The organism is Bacillus mycoides (assembly GCF_001757995.1).
GTDB classification, from domain to species: Bacteria; Bacillota; Bacilli; order Bacillales; family Bacillaceae_G; genus Bacillus_A; species Bacillus_A mycoides_B.
Genome location: NZ_LXLV01000027.1, coordinates 12160 through 28839, shown reverse-complemented (window position 1 = coordinate 28839; position 16680 = coordinate 12160). Strand labels below are relative to the sequence as shown.

The following is a 16680-nucleotide window of genomic DNA, read 5'->3' as shown; positions in this document are numbered from 1 at the left end:
ATGTAAATGCTGGAGAGTTTTCGATTACAAGAGCAATTTTTCAATTTCTCCTAATTATAGTTATTGCACAAATTTCGTGGAAGTTTATTGAAAATCCAATACGAAAAGGCGCATTGAAGAATATTCGGATTAAGAACTTGAAAATAAGAAACTTAACTGTAAGTGGTAAGTTAGCTTTAATATGTGCAGTATTTATTTCTTCGATAGCTACTTTTGGATTAACAACAGCTAGTAAAGCAAAGGAGAATCCTCCAAAAGATAAGGTGGAAGCAGTGCAAGAAGAGCAGGCTAAACATCCCGTTGCAGTTTGGGATAAACCAGCTAATGAACCACCTCAAAATAAAGAAGAACAAAAAGAAGCGATTCCTGCACAGCCTAAAGACCCTCTAACAGTTACAGCTGTAGGAGATTCAATTATGATTGATATTGCTCCGTATTTAAAAAATACTTTTCCTAATATTAGGATTGATGCGGAAATAGGGCGGCAAATGTCCAAAGCAATCCCTGCTGTGGAACAGCTAAAGAATGAGGGGGATTTAGGAAATCATGTCATTATTGGATTAGGTACAAATGGAGCCTTTACTAAGGAGCAATTAGTATCATTAATAAAAGTGATTGGGGATGAACGTAAAATTATATTAATTAATACGAGAGTACCACGTCCGTGGGAATCGTTGGTGAATGAGAAGTTAAAAGAAGCAGCATCAGCTTACAAAAATGTGGTGTTAGTCGATTGGTATGCAGCAAGTGCCGGAAATCAGGCATACTTTGAACCAGATGGCGTACATTTAACGAAAGCAGGTGCAGAAGCATATGCTGCCCTTGTAGCAAAAGCAGTGAATCAATAGAGAGTACGGAAACGATTCTGGTGAAAAGATTTACAAACCGTATTTACGAAATTCTAACAAAAGAAAATGAATTTAATGAAGCCGTTCCAGAAGATAAAGAATAGGAGTTAGTTAAAATATTACTTATTTCAATTGAAACTTTGACTGATAGGGTCACCATAAAGACGATTATCACCTCTTTAGAAATAAAAAGGAGCAAATTAATTTGCTCCTTTTTCACTTGAATTCCACATGAAATTTAGTGTCAACGATTCCAAAAGCAACTTTACATGGGAACGGATTTTTTCCTGTTGAAGCAGCAAGCATACAAGAAAGCACCCAATATTCAAGTTCTAAAGGTAAGCGGTATACTTGAATGCTACCATCATTGTTTTTTATTGATATGATCGGTGTATTTGCCCTAGTTGTAGCGAAACCGGCCGTTGTTATCATTGCTACTGCATCATTATTATGAAAACCAGCGCTTAAAACCTCGTAAATTATTCCATCTTTTTCAGTGATAATCATAGGTATACTTAAATAGGGATAGTTATTTATATCATTATGAATAACTGCTCTTGCTGTATTCTTTCTTATCTGATTCCCTTGCATTTTTTATACACTCCTTTATAAAAATTCAGACCTAATCACTTAAATCTATTCTATTTTACGTCTATTATATTAGAAAATCGTAGTGTCATCTTATTATAAAAAGCATCGGTACATATGACAGCACTATTTTGCTGGTCAATACCAACAACAGTCATATAGTTAGAGAGCAAATAACCATCTTCATAATATGTAATTAGTATTTTTTCTTCAGATAATAAGGAACATAACAACATGTTCTCAATCAGTTCTTTTTCTTCAGCGGTTAAGATCGGCCGAGTTACTTTGTTTTTCTCCTTAATGATTTCACGAATACCAGCAAACTGTTCTGGCATTGCTGCGAATGGTTAACTATACTACAATGAAAAGCGAATACTATGTTTAATATATGAGTCTATTATTCTTTTTTTTACACATTATATAATTATTAACTGTAGGTAAATAATCTAGTGTATTATGTTTAAAATGTAACAGAGATTTTTTCTTCATAGTTAGAAAGTAACCTTTATAAGAGTGATGGTGTAAAATTAATTATTAGGGTTAGTATGAAATCTATGGGAGGGGCTCTATGCGAGTACAAGAGGTTATCCTAGAGGAAAGTAAAAAATACATGTTAGTAGATGAGAGGGGGATTCCGATTGTTCCTGTTGTAAAATATCTCAAATATTTGGATAGCACAGGGAAAAGTAGGAATACTCAAAAGACATACTGTTTTGCTTTGAAACAATACTTTGTATATTTAAGAGAAACTGAAAAAGATTACAAAGATATAAAATTAGAAGATCTAGCAGATTTTGTTGGATGGTTACGTCATCCATATACCAGTTTAAATGTAACGTCTTTTTCACCCGTAAAATCTAAAAAGACTGAAAAAACAGTAAACTTAACGGTTACTGTCGTTACAAATTTTTATGATTATTTATACCGTAACGAAGAACTGGCTAAGGACATGAATGAAAAACTAATGCGTCAGATTTATACAGGAGGAAGAACACGATATAAGAGTTTTCTACATCATATCAATAAGAATAAGCCCTCTATCCGAAATGTATTGAAAGTAAAAGAGCCTCGTAAAAAGCTTCAAGTGCTCACAAAAGAGCAAGTACAACAAACTTTCACAGCTACTACAAATATACAAGATGCTTTCCTTATTCAACTTCTGTTTGAAACAGGGTTACGTATTGGAGAAGCTCTCTCTCTATTCTTAGAAGACTTTATATTTGACCACAGAAATGGACATCGGATTCGCTTGATGGATCGAGGAGAATTGGAGAATGGTGCAAAGCTCAAAACAGGAGAACGAGAGATATTTGTATCGCAACACCTAATGGATTTGTATGATGATTATCTATATGAAATTATTGATGAACTGGATATTAAAACAAACTTTGTCTTTGTTAAGCTATGTGGGAGAAATGTGGGTAGACCTATGAATTATAGTGATGTAGAATCTCTCTTCAAACGCTTGCGAAAGAAAACAAAAATTAACATTCACCCTCATCTGCTACGACATACCCATGCAACTATATACTATCAGGAGACAAAAGACATCAAACAGGTACAAGAGAGATTAGGACATGCCCAAATTCAAACAACAATGAATTTGTATCTCCATCCTTCGGAGGAAGATATCCGTAAGGATTGGGAAAAAGCGCAAGATGCATTCAAAATCGACGAAAAAAGCTGAAGGTGGTAAACATGAATCGAAAACAGCAAACAAATATAGGAGAAGTCAATTTTCATGAACGATTAAAATATGAACTCTCTAGTTATATGGAAAAAATAATTCAACCTGATGGATCTGTTACTACTAACCATGTGAAAGAACCTTATTTTTTAATTAATGACAGTTGGAACATCGAATTTTTAGAAAGTATCCCTCAATTTCGGAAAATGGCGGATAACTACAAAGGAAAACGTCGAAATGTGCATTTTCGAATAAATAGTCCAACTGTTAACCTTGAAATAAAATATGTGTGGTATCAAAAATTATTTAAAGAACATTGGGCACTAAGCAGTGGTTTTAATGCAAAAGCCGCATTATTAAACAAATTATCTATTTTTCTTAACGTAAAATATCCCCATCTTTTCTCTTTATTTGATTTAGATATGGAGAAGGCTGAACGAGAATGGTGGTTTTGGTTAAAACAGCAAGGAATTCCTATAACAAAGACATCAAAGACCATAATGTTTGAAGAATATACACATAAATCCCCCGCAGCAACTTATTTTCGTCTCATTTATTCCAACTTCTTGGTGTTAGCAGATTCTCGTGATGAATGGGAGAAAGACCGTTGGGATGTACGGATTTTACACACGAAATATGGGATATATTACAGCAAAAGTTTAACTGCGCATTACCTCAACTTTACTAAAATAGAGCCGTTGAAAATAAGAGAGAGCACAAAAAAGTATATCAAGCAACGTTTAATGGGACGAAACGATCTTTCGTTTGCTACAGCAAGAATTTACGTAAGGGCTTTAACCAAATTTTTCACTTTCATATTTTCATTGGAACCAACTTGGAATGATTTGAAAGATCTCAAAAGACCTCATATGGAACAATACATTCAATGGTTGCATGAAGACACCAAAAATAAAGGGATTGACCCTTTAGAAAGATATATATCAGAAGAGCTGAAACGTATAAATAAGTTTTTGGGAGATGCTCAAAAATACGAATATGTCATTGCGCCAAATACAGATGTACGATTATTAATTTTCCCAGGGGACAAACCTAGAGTGAAAAAAAAGCCCTTTGGGCAAATTGATTACATTCCTGATTTTGTACTGGAACAATTATTTGCTCACCTTAACGACCTACCTGAAGACATTATACCAGTGGTATGGGTGGCTTTTAAAACAGGACTTCGTATTTCAGATGTGTTGGAACTTACAACAGATTGCCTTGTACAATTGAATGGTAAATACTCCATTGTAACCGATATTGAAAAAACACAGGTAAAAGGACATCGAATTCCAATTGATGAGGATCTCGCAAAAATTCTTTCGGTTTTAATTTCATATTCCAAAGAAAATAGTACGCAAGATAATAATCCAGAAGGATATATTTTTGTGAGATATCAGGGTATAAGAAAAGGTAAACCATATACCCAAGGTTGGATTCGAAGTCACTTGAATGAACTAGCAAAAAAGAAACATATTGTAGATGAAGATGGTAATATATTTCGTTTTAAAACTCATCAATTTCGTCATACATATGCTGTGAAATTATTGAATGGAGGCACAGATATTCTAACGGTACAAGAATTATTAGCACATGCTTCTCCTGAGATGACTTTACGGTATGCAAAACTATTGGATGAAACTAAGCGGAAAGCGTTCGAATCTGTTATTAATCAAGGGGTTTTCAGCTTTGATTTGAACGGTGAGGTACAAGAGATTAATGCAGGTGAAGATATTCCTGATGATATATTGCAAGCACTCTGGCAAGAGCATAAATTAAATGCAATGGACAACCCTTACGGAACATGTCATGCACGATTGAAAGGAGATTGCCCACATATGGAAGCTCCGCCTTGTTTGACATGTAATAGTGGTAGTCCTTGTAAAGACTTGGCAATTGGATTTTCAGAGCTGGATATTGAAAAATATGAGTTGCACATAAAAACAACAACGAGGGCTGTAGAAATAGCTAAACAGCATAATCGTGAGGATATGGTTGAGAAACATGTACGAAATTTAAACAGATATCAAGGCATCTTAAATAATATTAGAGAAGGTAATATTATTTTTGGGCGGCAAGATCGTATAAAAAGAAAGTATGGTGTAAAACATGGCTAGTTATGATCGTATAGAGCAGCTAAAAGCAATTCATGCATCCAGAAAAGCAGCCACCTCCCAAAAAGTTGATGAAGCAATCCAAAGGCTCATACGAGCCAATCAGAATATCAATTTTAATAGCGTAGCAAATGAGGCAGGTATCGCTAAAGCGACACTATATAACAACCAGAAGTTCCGTAAGCGTATTGAAACTCTGCGCCATCAACAAGAACATAACCCTACACCAAAACAGATAAAACGTGAGATGAGTGACAGCAATAAAGATGTAATTATTGAATCGTTGAAGCGAAGAATTAAGAAAGTTGAAGAAGAAAACAAACAATTACGCAATCAACTAAAAGTGGCATATGCAGACGTATATAAACAGATATAAATGAATATAAGCACATAGAAAGATTGAATTTATCGCACATACTTAAATTTTTGGGGAATAAATAAAGACCGTTAATATACTAGAGCTAATGCTCAAAATATTAACGGTCTTTTATTGATACTACTCTCATTCCTTTCATTTAAATATCTATACTTCGGGGATTTTCATCCAATTTATCCTTAACTCTTCATGGATAAAAATTGAGTGAATGGTATTTTTCAGACTTTTTTAATTTATTTTGACACACATATTAGTCAATGCTAATATGAATGAAGAATAAACATATTAGTAATTACTAATACGATTGGAGTGAATAAAATTGTGCAATACAAATGATTTAGATATAAAAGCCAAATTTATCCGTGGTTTTGCTGATAAAACAAGGCTTCAGATTCTTCAATGCATGATGGATGGGGAAAAAACGGTATCTGAAATTGTAGAAATTATTAACGGAAATCAATCAAACATATCCCAACATCTGAATTGTTTAAAAGGATGTGGCATTATTCTTGGCAGACAAGAAGGAAAGTATGTCTACTATTCTTTACGAAATGCCCAAATCGAACAGTTACTTACAATGTTTGACGTTGTATTTCATGAAGTTCAAAACGAGGTAGCATCATGTGATAAAAACGATGCATGTTTATCTCAAAAGGGAGAAAGTTGTCATGACAGATAAGAAAGAAAAACAAACGAGCTGCTGTCAAACTTCTTCTCACATTGAATTTTCATCAACTCCTACTAAAGAAGGAACTCAGAAGGGGAATTCATCATGTTGCTCTTCAAAAAAAGAAATTCCAATTGTTCCCGTGGCTTCTAAGGAGGCTTCATGTTGTAGTAGTGAAAAAGATACTGTGAAAATAGAAAAAACAAAGGAAACAACATCATGTTGTTCCTCTAAAAAAGAGATCCCAATTGTTCCAGTTGCTAAGAAAGATTCCTGTTGCAGTAGTAACACTGATACTGTGAAAACAGAGAATAACTCTTCTGCATCCTGTTGTGGACCTAAAACAGAAAAGGTATCTTCCTGTTGCTCTTCTGCATCCGCCATACAAATAGAAGAAGTAACATCAGAAACTTCTTGTTGTAGTGATAGCTCATGCGAAGCCCCATCACCTCGTGATAATCAGAAAGTAACAGGAGATGGCGTACAAACATATGTGGTAGATGGCATGGACTGCGGAGCTTGTGCCTTAACAATCGAAAAACATCTACAAAATGTTTCCGGCGTAGAGGAAGTTCGAGTTAGTTTTGCTACGGGAAAAATGCAAATTCGTCATAATCGAAATGCAAATGACATTATTAAAGAAGTATCTAATGCAGGTTTTGAAGCCTCCTTGGCAGGAACTCGTAGAGGAGCGGCACCTGTTTCAAAATCCAAAAATACAATTTTGATTCTCTCAGGATTATTTTTAGCTCTAGGATTTGGAGGGAGCTTTACAAACGTACCACCTCTTCTTATTACACTTCTTTATGCGGCGAGCATTATAATTGGTGGTTATAAACCTGCAAAAAGTGCCTTTTATGCAATAAGAAGTAAATCACTCGATATGAACGTTCTCATGATATCGGCTGCTATTGGTGCTGCATTAATTGGTCAATGGCTAGAAGGCGCAACCGTTGTTTGGTTATTTGCATTAGGAGCAACACTACAAAACAAATCAATTGAACGTACACGGGAATCCATCCGTGGATTAATTGATTTAGCACCATCAGAAGCTTGGATAAAAGTTGGAACTGAGCTTATAAAAAAATCTGTAGATTATATTGCAGTGAATACAACGATTGTTGTAAAGCCTGGTGAAAAAATCCCACTAGACGGCACAGTTATAGGAGGCACTTCTACTGTAAACCAAGCACCGATAACTGGTGAGTCTATCCCAATTGATAAACAAATTGGTGACTCTGTATATGCAGGAACAATCAATGAAGAAGGTTCGCTTGAAATTACAGTAACTAAACTCGTTGAAGATACTACGTTATCTCGAATTATTCACCTTGTAGAAGAAGCACAGGAAAAGAAAGCACCCACAGAAGCATTTGTGGATCGTTTCGCAAAAATCTATACCCCTATCGTTTTTGTATTAGCAATTGGCGTCATGATTATCCCACCCCTTCTTGGTATGGGCGAATGGATGGAATGGATTTATAAAGGACTAGAACTTCTTGTTGTTGCGTGTCCTTGTGCTTTAGTTATCTCTACTCCAGTCGCTATCGTATCTGCAATTGGAAATGCAGCAAGAAACGGTGTACTCATTAAAGGTGGTACAGCTCTAGAAATTGCTGGTTCATTAAATGCTATTGCATTTGATAAAACAGGCACATTGACCGAAGGAAAACCAAAAGTAATGCATGTACGAAGCTTAGATTGTACTGAAGATGAATTATTATCCATCGCAGCAACAATTGAAGAATACTCTAATCATCCCATTGCAAAAGCAATTACAGCATATGCGAAAGAGCATCAAACTTCTATCCAAAGCGGAACAGACTTCCGCGCCATTGTAGGAAAAGGTGCGCAAGTAACGATAGATGGCGAAACATACTACGCTGGAAATAAAGCATTATATGAAGGTTTTGGAGTTTCACTTCAAATGTGGAACGAACCGGTTCATGAGATGCAAAGAATTGGTCAAACCGTGATACTTGTTGGAACGAACAAAGTTATTTTAGGAATGATTTCAGTAGCAGATTCCATTCGTTCTACTACTTATGGAACAATTCAAGAATTAAAACAAGCGGGTATTCGTGAAACCGTTATGTTAACAGGAGACAATGAAGGAACAGCTGAACACATTGCACAGAAAGCAAAAGTAGATCGTTATTTTGCTAACTTACTCCCAGAAGATAAGGTTCATTCTGTAAAACAACTTCAATCTGAAGGGAAAACAGTAGCTATGATCGGGGACGGTATTAATGATGCCCCTGCCCTTGCTACCGCAAACCTTGGTATTGCCATGGGTGGTGCAGGAACTGATACAGCAATGGAAACGGCAGATATTGTCTTGATGGCAGACAATCTTGAAAAACTTCCTTATACTATGAAACTAAGTCGAAAAGCATTGCACATCATTAAACAAAATATATGGTTCTCATTGATTATTAAATTTATTGCCCTTGCCTTTATCTTCCCAGGTTGGCTTACTCTTTGGATGGCCGTACTAAGTGATACAGGGGCTGCGCTTATTGTAATCCTTAACAGTATGCGCTTATTACGAAACAAATAATAAGATTCGGGGCTACCTAGTAGCTCCGTACCTTAAATATATTTTGAAAGGGTATACATATGAAAAAAATGCGTGTAATTGGATTACTTATGCTTATTTCCATAATTACGATTCTAGGAGCATGTAGTGATAATAAACTAAGAGATTCACTCGATTGGGATGTAGAAAAGTTTGCATTTACAGATCAGAATGGGAAAAAGTTTGGTTCATCTGAGTTAAAAGAAAAAGTTTGGGTAGTTGATTTTATCTTTACAAGTTGTCAAACAGTTTGTCCACCTATGACAGCTAATATGGCAAAACTTCAAAAGATGTTGCATGAGGAAGGAATTAAAGATGTAGAGTTTGTATCATTCAGTGTAGATCCCGAAGTAGACACACCTGAAAAAATAACAGAATTTATGAAAGTCTATGAAATGGATACGAAGAGAACTCATTTCCTAACAGGATATACACGACCAGACATTGAAAAGTTTGCAAAAAAGAACTTCCAAACCCTTGTAACCAAACCAGAAAATAACTCACAAGTTATACATGGTACGAGCTTCTATCTCGTAGACAAAGATGGAAAAGTTGTAAAGAAATATTCAGGTCTTCAAAACACACCATATGAAGATATCATCCGTGATATTAAACGAATTCGATAACTAAAAAGCTTCTTATTATGTTCCTATTAAACTCTAAAAATTCGAGGTGTTTACATGAAGAAAAAACAAGGCTCTCACATGAAATTATTGTTAATTACCACATTAATCATTTTCGCTGCAGTTACAGCTTTCGTCATCTTAAATAAAGAAGAAAAAGTTGCTACAAATAAGGTGATAAAAGATCTACCTCCTATAGGCAAGCAACCTACTTTAGGAAAAGAAGATGCACCGGTCTCTATTATAGAATTTGGAGATTTTAAGTGTCCTGCGTGTAAAGCTTGGGGTGAACGTATCTTCCCTCAACTCCAAAAAGACTATATTGATACAGGGAAAGTTAAATTTTCATATGTGAATGTTTTGTTCCACGGAACGGAATCTAAATTGTCTGCTTTAGCTGCTGAATCTGTTTATAAACAAGACCCACAGGCATATTGGAACTTCCATAAAGAACTATTTAACGCACAACCAGAAAATCACGATGATCCATGGATTAATCCTGAAAAACTATTAGAAATTGCAAAAACATATACACCAAGTATTAATACTATTCAACTCGAAGAAGATTTGAAAAAACAAGCAGAGCAAGAAGAAGTAAACAGAGATGAGAAACTAACACAAGACTACGGTGTAGAACAAACACCGAGCATTGTTGTGAATGGAACAATGTTATCTGATCCTTATGATTATGAACAAATCAAAAATTTAATTGAAAAAGCATTGAAGGAAAAGAAATGATGAATACAACAAAAAAGAACTTTGAATGGCGTAATTACACCTTATATATGGCATGGATTGTTTCAATGATTGCTACACTAGGTAGCCTGTTTTTTAGTGAGATTCTTGGGTTCATACCATGTGAATTGTGTTGGTTCCAACGAATAATGATGTATCCGCTTTGTATTATTTTAGGCATTGCCACGTTTTATAATGAAAAGAACATTAAAAAATATGTATTACCAATTTCTGTTATCGGTGGAAGTATTTCACTTTATCACTATGCAATACAAAAAATCCCTGGTGTTTCAGAGATTAATCCATGCGTCCAAGGTGTCCCTTGTAATGTTGATTACATTAATTGGCTAGGTTTTATCACAATCCCATTTTTAGCTTTAATTGCTTTTTGTATGATTACTTTGTTTATGTTGTTAACGAGATCAAAAACGAATTAATAAAAAACATGTAAACCGAAGCATCACCTATAAAGGAGTTTCTACAGAGAGGAGACAGTATGATGTCAAAGATCATACCTATAGTTTTATTAGTAAGCCTATTAATCGGCTGTAGTTCCGTTACTGATTCATCACCGACTAGTAAAAAAAACACACAAAATCAGTTACAAGAAACCAAAAATAAAGGTGAACATTTTAAAGGCGATACTCTAGAAACAACAGCTAATATAGAAACTCTTCCTTCTTTTTTATCATCAACCACAAATGGACAAGTCTCTCAAATTTATGGGATGGTAGGAAAAGACACCGAACTCTTACAATGGATTCCTTGTTACTGTTGGTGTGACGAAAACTCCGACCATAAAAGCAATAAAGATTGTTTTATCCGTGAAATTAAAGAGAACGGTGAAGTTACATGGGAATCACATGCGATGAGTCAAGCTGCTTGTGTAGATATTGCTTTCCAAGCCGTTTTAATGAAACAAAATGGAGCCTCTACTTTAGAAATTCGTGAATACATCGACAAACAATATAAGAACGAAGGTATAAACGCAACCCCAACACCGATGCCTAGCGCTTAATACGTTTTTAGAAAAAGTTATCCTAATTGCTTTTTAACATAACTAATTAAATGTGACTCCATTACCCAAAATGAAATCTCCTAACATATTAGTCATATATAATATGTTAGGAGATTGGTATTTTAAGTGTTTTTTTGATTTAGGTCTTGATAATAAATGGAGTCCATTTTACCATTCCTCTTCCTTTTGGCATATTAGTGTTGTTCATGCTTTGTGTCCTCCTAACAGTGTGTTTCTGTATCTTGTTGTTGCACTATTTGTATAAGAAATTCCTCTTAAAATGCTGTTCTTGCCAAATTTAGTACGTATTTCATCCATTACCTTCGTTAATTTCATTTCTTTTTCTCGTTGTATGATGTTATCGAAAAGAGAGATTTGTTCTTCACCTTCATTAATTAAGTTAGTTAAAGAAACATTAATCGATCTAATGGGTTCACCCGTATATAACTCATGTAAAAAGTATGTACAAATACGATAAATATCCATTGTTAAATTGGTAGGTCGGTTCAAAGTGTGAGTTTTCCTGAAACCGCCAGCGTAATTTTTACTATAACCAATGGAAAATTGTATGGTTTGAGCAAGTTTATTATGTCTTCTTAGCCGATAGCAAACTTCCTCGATATGCTCCAGAAGGATAATCGGAAATTCTTCTATTGTGTAATCACGCATGAGTATTTGGCTTTTACCAATTGAAGTTGTTGCGGGTATGTATTTTTCTGCAATGCGGCTAAAATCAATGCCGTTGCTATGTAAGTGTAATTCTTCGCCCAAAATTCCAAAACTTTGTTTTAAGTATTTGAGCGGGTATTGCGCTAAGTCTCCAATTGAATGTATTCCTTTTCGATTTAACTTTATTTCTGTTTTACTCGAAATTCCCCAAAACTTACTAAGTGGTCGTATCGGCCATAATTTTATGGATACATCTTCGTACTTCCAATATGCGATGCAGTCTTTGGTCTTCTTCGCTTCCACATCTAAAGCGATCTTACTCATTAAAGGATTCGGTCCAATCCCAATCGTGCACTCAATTCTTGTTTTCTCATATATTTCACGTTTGAATTTCAATGCGAATTCATATGGATTATCTGCAAACAGATGGATACTATTTGTAATATCCATAAAGAATTCATCGATGCTGTATTGATGAAAGTCTTCCATAGGAACATATTGCAGAGCCAACTTCGTTATGTAATTGGAGCACTTAATATAAGTTCCCATAATTGGATTCACAACAAGAATGTCCTTTTGTCGAGGGATCTCGTATAGCCTTGCCATCTTCTTTACACCCATTGCTTTTAATGGTGGAGTTGCGGCTAGGACTATGGATCCATTTCTGTTAACATCACCGACTACAGCTAATTTTGTATGCAGTGGGTCTAATCCCATCTTGATACAGGACACACTTGCATAAAAGCTACGAAGATCTACACATAAAACAATTCGATTTGGAAAAATTGAGTAGTCATACACCGTTATGCCTCCCTATATAAGAACGTTTGTTCTTATTATACACGAATGTATGTTCTTTTATGAAGTGGTTTTTGTAAAAAAATAAAACTGACTCTAGTTAGCCAGTTTTTACATATCCCAAAAGTCGGTAGATTTAACGTTTGGTTTTATTTGCCTAATAACTTTTAAAATCTTTTTCATTACAGTTGGACTAGGTATGTATTCTTTATCATTGCACGCCTTTGAAACTGTAGGACGACTTAATTTCGCGGTCTTTTCTAAATCATTTTGGGTGAAGCCATTCCGATCTAAAAAATCACCTAATTTCGTTCGGTTTTTCCCTCCGAATTTCCAAAACACTTAAATCCCTCCTGAACCTATTTTCAACATTGTGGACATAAATGTAAAAAACTATTCGCATAGACGGCAAAAGTTTTTTACATAATGTACAAGCTGTCCACAATATGATGTATCAAAGCAGCTACCACGGTATTTATTAAGGTAGAAGAATACGAGGTTACCAAAGTAAGTTGCGAATGATTACCACAGTATTTATCAAGATTTCTACCAAGGTAAAACTACCACGGTATTAAGTAGATGAAGCTATGCAATATCTACATTCTAAATTCTGTTTATAAAGGGGGCATTTAAATGCGTGCTAGGAAAGAAACAATTCCTTTTCGCGAGTTTATGGATCGGTCATACAAAGATAAAGAAAAGAAAATTCGTAAATACAATTCATTAAGTCCTTTCGCATTCCTTCATATGTCGGATCAGGTATTACATACTTACATTGCATTAGGAGTTATGGGAACGATTTTAATCGGATCAGTCATGTTAGAAAAATACTTGGTGCGACATGACTATATATCAGCAGCTAAATTTGTAAGTGAAGGTATTTATCACGGCACTCGAATTGGTGGAGTTTGCTTGATTGGATATGTATTTGTTCGTATCGTAATCATGTTTTAAGGAGGGAAGGGAGTAATGGGGATTATAAAGGAGTGGCTTCGTACGCAAAGGTTAAGGAATCAGCTTATGGAGGTGTTCGGAAAAGCAGGTTTATATACGGAACATCAAACGCGTGGGGGAAAAGTGCCTATTTATCCAAAGATACATGATGTTTCCTCTTCGAAAGAAAGCGTGAGATATGTATTTACCATCCCAAACGGATTAGATCCACAGAAGATTGAAAAGAAGTGGTTCTGTTTTCAGCAAATATTAGGACGGAATCTTACGATTGAAGGGGATATGAAAAAGTTTGTACTACATGCATTCCGTTCAGCTGCTGGACTAAAACCATACAATTACTGTTATAAAGAATGGCAGCCCTTATTAAAAGGGTACCGTCTTCCTGTTGTGGTTGGCCGGGATCAATTTGGAAGAACGATTACGTACGATATGGTTGATTCTAATACACCACACTTATTAATAGCAGGGGAAACGGGAAGTGGGAAAAGTAGTATGGTACGTGTTGTACTATCCACACTCATTCAATATATGTCTCCTGAAAAGTTGCATTTGTACCTTGGTGACTTAAAAAACTCTGAATTTCATTTTTTGCGTAGAGTGAAGCATGTAAAAGAAGTTTGTATGGAAGAAATCGAAATGAAAATAATGCTTCAAAAGTTATGGAAGGAAATCAGAGAACGAAGAAAACTTATGGAAGAATATGAAGTTGATCATATTGATGCGTATAATAAATTGAATCCTAATCATCAAAAACCATATATTCTACTTGCTATCGATGAAGTGGCCATGCTTAAAGATGAAAAAGAGTGTATGACTACGATTGAAAAGATTTCAGCAGTCGGCCGATCACTTGGAGTCTTTCTTATGCTTAGTATGCAGAGGCCAGATGCAAAGGTGTTAGATGGTAAGTTAAAACTTAATATGACCGTAAGAATTGGCTTTAAATGTGATAGTGCGATTAATAGTAATATCATGGGTACCCCTGGTTCAGAGCATTTAGAGCAATCAGGCCAAATGATTTTAAAACGAAATGGATTAAAGAAAGTGCAAGCTCCTTATTTAGAATTAAGTAAGGCGAAGCAAATTGTTGAACCATATCGCATGTCTAAAGAGGAGAAAATACTCCAGAATTCATCGCAAGAAGAAATTCCGTTATTTGGGGTGTTAGATGATGAAGAGTAGAGATAAAGGAATTTTGAATGATTTGAATCGATTTAGATGCATGTCCCGTGACGATATTATTGACTTGCATTTTCAAGGCTTAAAGAATGCGGTAACTTGTTGTAATACGGTTATGAAACGATTAAGAAGAGACGGCTATGTTGATGCTAACGTATTGCAGCACCCATACATTTATTTTCCGCAGCCAAGTTCTATCAGAAAGACAAGTCAAAAAATTCCTCATTTCCTTGGTATTGTGCACGTATACAAACAACTCGTTCATTATGAAAATCCTAAACTATTCAAAGTTGAACCAAAGTATGGGAAAGAATATATGGAGCCGGATGCTTTTACTATATGGCGTAGATCACCATTCTTTATTGAAGTTCAAAAGTCAGTGTACAGTAAAAAAATAATGCAAGATAAGATAAACAGATACGAGTTATACTTCCATAGCCAAGAATGGCACAATGAATCCTGGCAACCGAAAGGTTCTAAATTCTTTCCTTCAATCCTTATCATTACTGACAAACATTACGACGTTCAATCTCATCATTTACGTATATTTCAGGCGAATTCTATAGAAAGTTTTATGAATAATTTAGCTGTGAAATCATAAAGAAAGCCTGCATAGTGCAGAGCTTTTTTCTTTTCAATAATATATTAAGTCATGTGTGATGATGATTGTTAGAATGCAGTAAATGAGCAAAGTAAATTTAAAGTAAGTTATGAAATGGTAATAAAGTATATTAAAAAGATAGGGTAAAACTTCTTCTAGAATGATATCTCCATAATTAATAACTTGTATGATAACCTCTCGATTATCACTATATCCATTCATATCTACAACTTGTCCCACATATTCGTTTGTACCAATATCTTTTTAAAGTACTCTAAAAAATGCACTTTATATTTTCTTTATCTTATCTTTATCTTATTTTTAAATTTCTATATTAAACTTAAAACCTAAAAGAAATAAATTTGAGTCTAAAAGGGGCAGAGAAATAGATGATTATTATATATTTTGTAAATAACCAACCGCCATTGAAAAATTGAATTTCTTATACGAGGAGAAATATATGAAGGATATGAGTAAAAAACAAATTATTAAAGTATTCCTTATTAGTATTTTAGGTTTAGGAACAATGCTTGGAATACTATATTTTAATCATAAAACTAATATTCAACAAAATAAAGCGCTCGCTACCGAAAAACGTGTATTGCAATATGAGCCTACCTTGAAAAAAGAATTAGAAAAATATAATTTAGGAGGGAAAACAGCAGTTTTATTAGGAATTATGTACCAAGAGAGTAGAGGTGAGGGAAACGACCCTATGCAGTCATCTGAATCACTTGGATTAAAGCCAAATGAAATTCAAGAGACAAGCTTGAGCATTAAACAAGGGGTAAAACACTTTGCTAAAATGTACAAATATGGAACGGAAAAAGATGTTAGCATGGATACAATTATTCAAAGCTATAATATGGGGCCAGGGTATATTGATTTTATTGCCAGTCAAGAAGTTAAACAACACTCGGAAGATTCGGCCAAAAAGTTTTCTAAGATGAAAGTTGATCAAAACCCAGCGATGTACACTTGTGGTGGAAATAAAAATAATTTTAGGTATCCATATTGTTATGGTGATTTCACATATGCCACAAAGGTGAATGAAAAAACAATACTTATTGAAGAACTTCTTCGAAATGTACATGACTCTTCTAAATAAGCTGTATAATGATACCGTCAGTTATCAACAATAAAATATTAGAATGTAACTTATACTTTAACGCATTCCCCGAAAGAATTCTCCTTTCTCAAGCGTGTGAAGGGCGTAGCCCAACGATAGGTGGGAGATGAATTTCG

At 34.8% G+C, this 16680-nt stretch carries 17 protein-coding genes and 2 pseudogenes; 14 read left to right on the top strand and 5 right to left on the bottom strand.

What is annotated here, in order from left to right; genetic code table 11:
* Positions 1–2 precede the first annotated feature (2 nt).
* Positions 3–848, top strand: a pseudogene (locus tag BWGOE10_RS11360) (acetyltransferase); the annotation flags it as partial.
* 216 nt (positions 849–1064) lie between these two features.
* Here the strand turns inward: BWGOE10_RS11360 and BWGOE10_RS11355 are convergent.
* Both BWGOE10_RS11355 and BWGOE10_RS11350 read right to left on the bottom strand, forming a co-directional pair.
* Positions 1065–1439: a hypothetical protein gene (locus BWGOE10_RS11355; RefSeq protein WP_070142941.1), complete on the bottom strand. Its 375-nt coding sequence runs from the start codon at positions 1437–1439 to the stop codon at positions 1065–1067.
* Between the two features lie 50 nt (positions 1440–1489).
* The gene (locus BWGOE10_RS11350; RefSeq protein ID WP_070142939.1) at positions 1490–1771 is read right to left on the bottom strand and encodes a YolD-like family protein; all 282 of its coding nucleotides are present in this window, start codon (positions 1769–1771) and stop codon (positions 1490–1492) included.
* A gap of 233 nt (positions 1772–2004) precedes the next feature.
* Between BWGOE10_RS11350 and BWGOE10_RS11345 the strand changes: the two genes are divergently transcribed.
* From BWGOE10_RS11345 to BWGOE10_RS11305, 9 genes are all read left to right on the top strand, one after another.
* Positions 2005–3123, top strand: coding sequence for a tyrosine-type recombinase/integrase (locus BWGOE10_RS11345; RefSeq protein WP_070142937.1), 1119 nt, complete (start codon positions 2005–2007; stop codon positions 3121–3123).
* Between the two features lie 11 nt (positions 3124–3134).
* Positions 3135–5240 carry a tyrosine-type recombinase/integrase gene (locus BWGOE10_RS11340; protein WP_070142935.1) on the top strand — a complete coding sequence of 702 codons (2106 nt, stop codon included), beginning with the start codon at positions 3135–3137 and terminating at the stop codon, positions 5238–5240.
* On the top strand, positions 5233–5613 hold the full coding sequence (locus BWGOE10_RS11335; protein ID WP_070142932.1) for a DUF6262 family protein: 381 nt from the start codon (positions 5233–5235) through the stop codon (positions 5611–5613). Before BWGOE10_RS11340 ends, BWGOE10_RS11335 begins: the two co-directional genes overlap by 8 nt.
* Before the next feature lie 319 nt (positions 5614–5932).
* Positions 5933–6292, top strand: coding sequence for an ArsR/SmtB family transcription factor (locus tag BWGOE10_RS11330; protein ID WP_016117806.1), 360 nt, complete (start codon positions 5933–5935; stop codon positions 6290–6292).
* Positions 6282–8840, top strand: a complete 2559-nt coding sequence (locus tag BWGOE10_RS11325) for a heavy metal translocating P-type ATPase (RefSeq protein ID WP_016127856.1) — start codon at positions 6282–6284, stop codon at positions 8838–8840. The genes BWGOE10_RS11330 and BWGOE10_RS11325 overlap by 11 nt, the downstream gene beginning before the upstream one ends.
* 59 nt (positions 8841–8899) lie before the next feature.
* Complete coding sequence (locus BWGOE10_RS11320; RefSeq protein WP_016127857.1) at positions 8900–9484, top strand: SCO family protein; 585 nt, start codon at positions 8900–8902, stop codon at positions 9482–9484.
* Positions 9485–9538: 54 nt separating this feature from the next.
* Entirely contained in the window at positions 9539–10219 is a 681-nt protein-coding gene (locus BWGOE10_RS11315; RefSeq protein WP_070142931.1) for a DsbA family protein, read from the top strand.
* Complete coding sequence (locus BWGOE10_RS11310) at positions 10216–10653, top strand: disulfide oxidoreductase (RefSeq protein ID WP_070142923.1); 438 nt, start codon at positions 10216–10218, stop codon at positions 10651–10653. The genes BWGOE10_RS11315 and BWGOE10_RS11310 overlap by 4 nt, the downstream gene beginning before the upstream one ends.
* Before the next feature lie 62 nt (positions 10654–10715).
* Positions 10716–11234: a PCYCGC motif-containing (lipo)protein gene (locus BWGOE10_RS11305; RefSeq protein WP_070142921.1), complete on the top strand. Its 519-nt coding sequence runs from the start codon at positions 10716–10718 to the stop codon at positions 11232–11234.
* Between the two features lie 204 nt (positions 11235–11438).
* On the opposite strand, the gene BWGOE10_RS11300 is transcribed toward BWGOE10_RS11305, so the two are convergent.
* Together BWGOE10_RS11300 and BWGOE10_RS11295 are read right to left on the bottom strand one after the other, a co-directional pair.
* Positions 11439–12704, bottom strand: a complete 1266-nt coding sequence (locus tag BWGOE10_RS11300) for a Y-family DNA polymerase (RefSeq protein WP_070142919.1) — start codon at positions 12702–12704, stop codon at positions 11439–11441.
* Between the two features lie 108 nt (positions 12705–12812).
* Positions 12813–13043 carry a helix-turn-helix domain-containing protein gene (locus tag BWGOE10_RS11295; RefSeq protein ID WP_002150963.1) on the bottom strand — a complete coding sequence of 77 codons (231 nt, stop codon included), beginning with the start codon at positions 13041–13043 and terminating at the stop codon, positions 12813–12815.
* A 291-nt stretch (positions 13044–13334) separates the two neighbouring features.
* On the opposite strand from BWGOE10_RS11295, the gene BWGOE10_RS11290 reads away from it, so the two are divergent.
* From BWGOE10_RS11290 to BWGOE10_RS11280, 3 genes are read left to right on the top strand one after another with little or no spacing between them, the layout of a single operon-like run.
* Complete coding sequence (locus BWGOE10_RS11290) at positions 13335–13655, top strand: hypothetical protein (protein ID WP_070142917.1); 321 nt, start codon at positions 13335–13337, stop codon at positions 13653–13655.
* 15 nt (positions 13656–13670) lie between these two features.
* The gene (locus BWGOE10_RS11285) at positions 13671–14837 is read left to right on the top strand and encodes an FtsK/SpoIIIE domain-containing protein (RefSeq protein WP_070142915.1); all 1167 of its coding nucleotides are present in this window, start codon (positions 13671–13673) and stop codon (positions 14835–14837) included.
* Positions 14838–14859: 22 nt separating this feature from the next.
* On the top strand, positions 14860–15435 hold the full coding sequence (locus BWGOE10_RS11280; RefSeq protein ID WP_070142977.1) for a replication-relaxation family protein: 576 nt from the start codon (positions 14860–14862) through the stop codon (positions 15433–15435).
* A 120-nt stretch (positions 15436–15555) separates the two neighbouring features.
* Here BWGOE10_RS11280 and BWGOE10_RS33365 read toward each other — a convergent pair.
* A pseudogene (locus tag BWGOE10_RS33365) lies at positions 15556–15678 on the bottom strand (vancomycin resistance histidine kinase VanS); the annotation flags it as partial.
* A gap of 217 nt (positions 15679–15895) precedes the next feature.
* Here BWGOE10_RS33365 and BWGOE10_RS11275 point away from each other — a divergent pair.
* Positions 15896–16543, top strand: a complete 648-nt coding sequence (locus BWGOE10_RS11275; protein ID WP_000654275.1) for a lysozyme family protein — start codon at positions 15896–15898, stop codon at positions 16541–16543.
* Positions 16544–16680: the final 137 nt, after the last annotated feature.

What these genes read in the sequence shown, in the direction of transcription:
- BWGOE10_RS11335 (WP_070142932.1), top strand. Translation starts at nt 5,233, where the DNA reads ATGGCTAGTTATGATCGTATAGAGCAGCTAAAAGCAATTCATGCATCC.
- BWGOE10_RS11315 (WP_070142931.1), top strand. Translation starts at nt 9,539, where the DNA reads ATGAAGAAAAAACAAGGCTCTCACATGAAATTATTGTTAATTACCACA.
- BWGOE10_RS11320 (WP_016127857.1), top strand. Translation starts at nt 8,900, where the DNA reads ATGAAAAAAATGCGTGTAATTGGATTACTTATGCTTATTTCCATAATT.
- BWGOE10_RS11340 (WP_070142935.1), top strand. Translation starts at nt 3,135, where the DNA reads ATGAATCGAAAACAGCAAACAAATATAGGAGAAGTCAATTTTCATGAA.
- BWGOE10_RS11285 (WP_070142915.1), top strand. Translation starts at nt 13,671, where the DNA reads ATGGGGATTATAAAGGAGTGGCTTCGTACGCAAAGGTTAAGGAATCAG.
- BWGOE10_RS11305 (WP_070142921.1), top strand. Translation starts at nt 10,716, where the DNA reads ATGTCAAAGATCATACCTATAGTTTTATTAGTAAGCCTATTAATCGGC.
- BWGOE10_RS11325 (WP_016127856.1), top strand. Translation starts at nt 6,282, where the DNA reads ATGACAGATAAGAAAGAAAAACAAACGAGCTGCTGTCAAACTTCTTCT.
- BWGOE10_RS11310 (WP_070142923.1), top strand. Translation starts at nt 10,216, where the DNA reads ATGATGAATACAACAAAAAAGAACTTTGAATGGCGTAATTACACCTTA.
- BWGOE10_RS11350 (WP_070142939.1), bottom strand. Translation starts at nt 1,771, where the DNA reads ATGCCAGAACAGTTTGCTGGTATTCGTGAAATCATTAAGGAGAAAAAC.
- BWGOE10_RS11345 (WP_070142937.1), top strand. Translation starts at nt 2,005, where the DNA reads ATGCGAGTACAAGAGGTTATCCTAGAGGAAAGTAAAAAATACATGTTA.
- BWGOE10_RS11355 (WP_070142941.1), bottom strand. Translation starts at nt 1,439, where the DNA reads ATGCAAGGGAATCAGATAAGAAAGAATACAGCAAGAGCAGTTATTCAT.
- BWGOE10_RS11290 (WP_070142917.1), top strand. Translation starts at nt 13,335, where the DNA reads ATGCGTGCTAGGAAAGAAACAATTCCTTTTCGCGAGTTTATGGATCGG.
- BWGOE10_RS11275 (WP_000654275.1), top strand. Translation starts at nt 15,896, where the DNA reads ATGAAGGATATGAGTAAAAAACAAATTATTAAAGTATTCCTTATTAGT.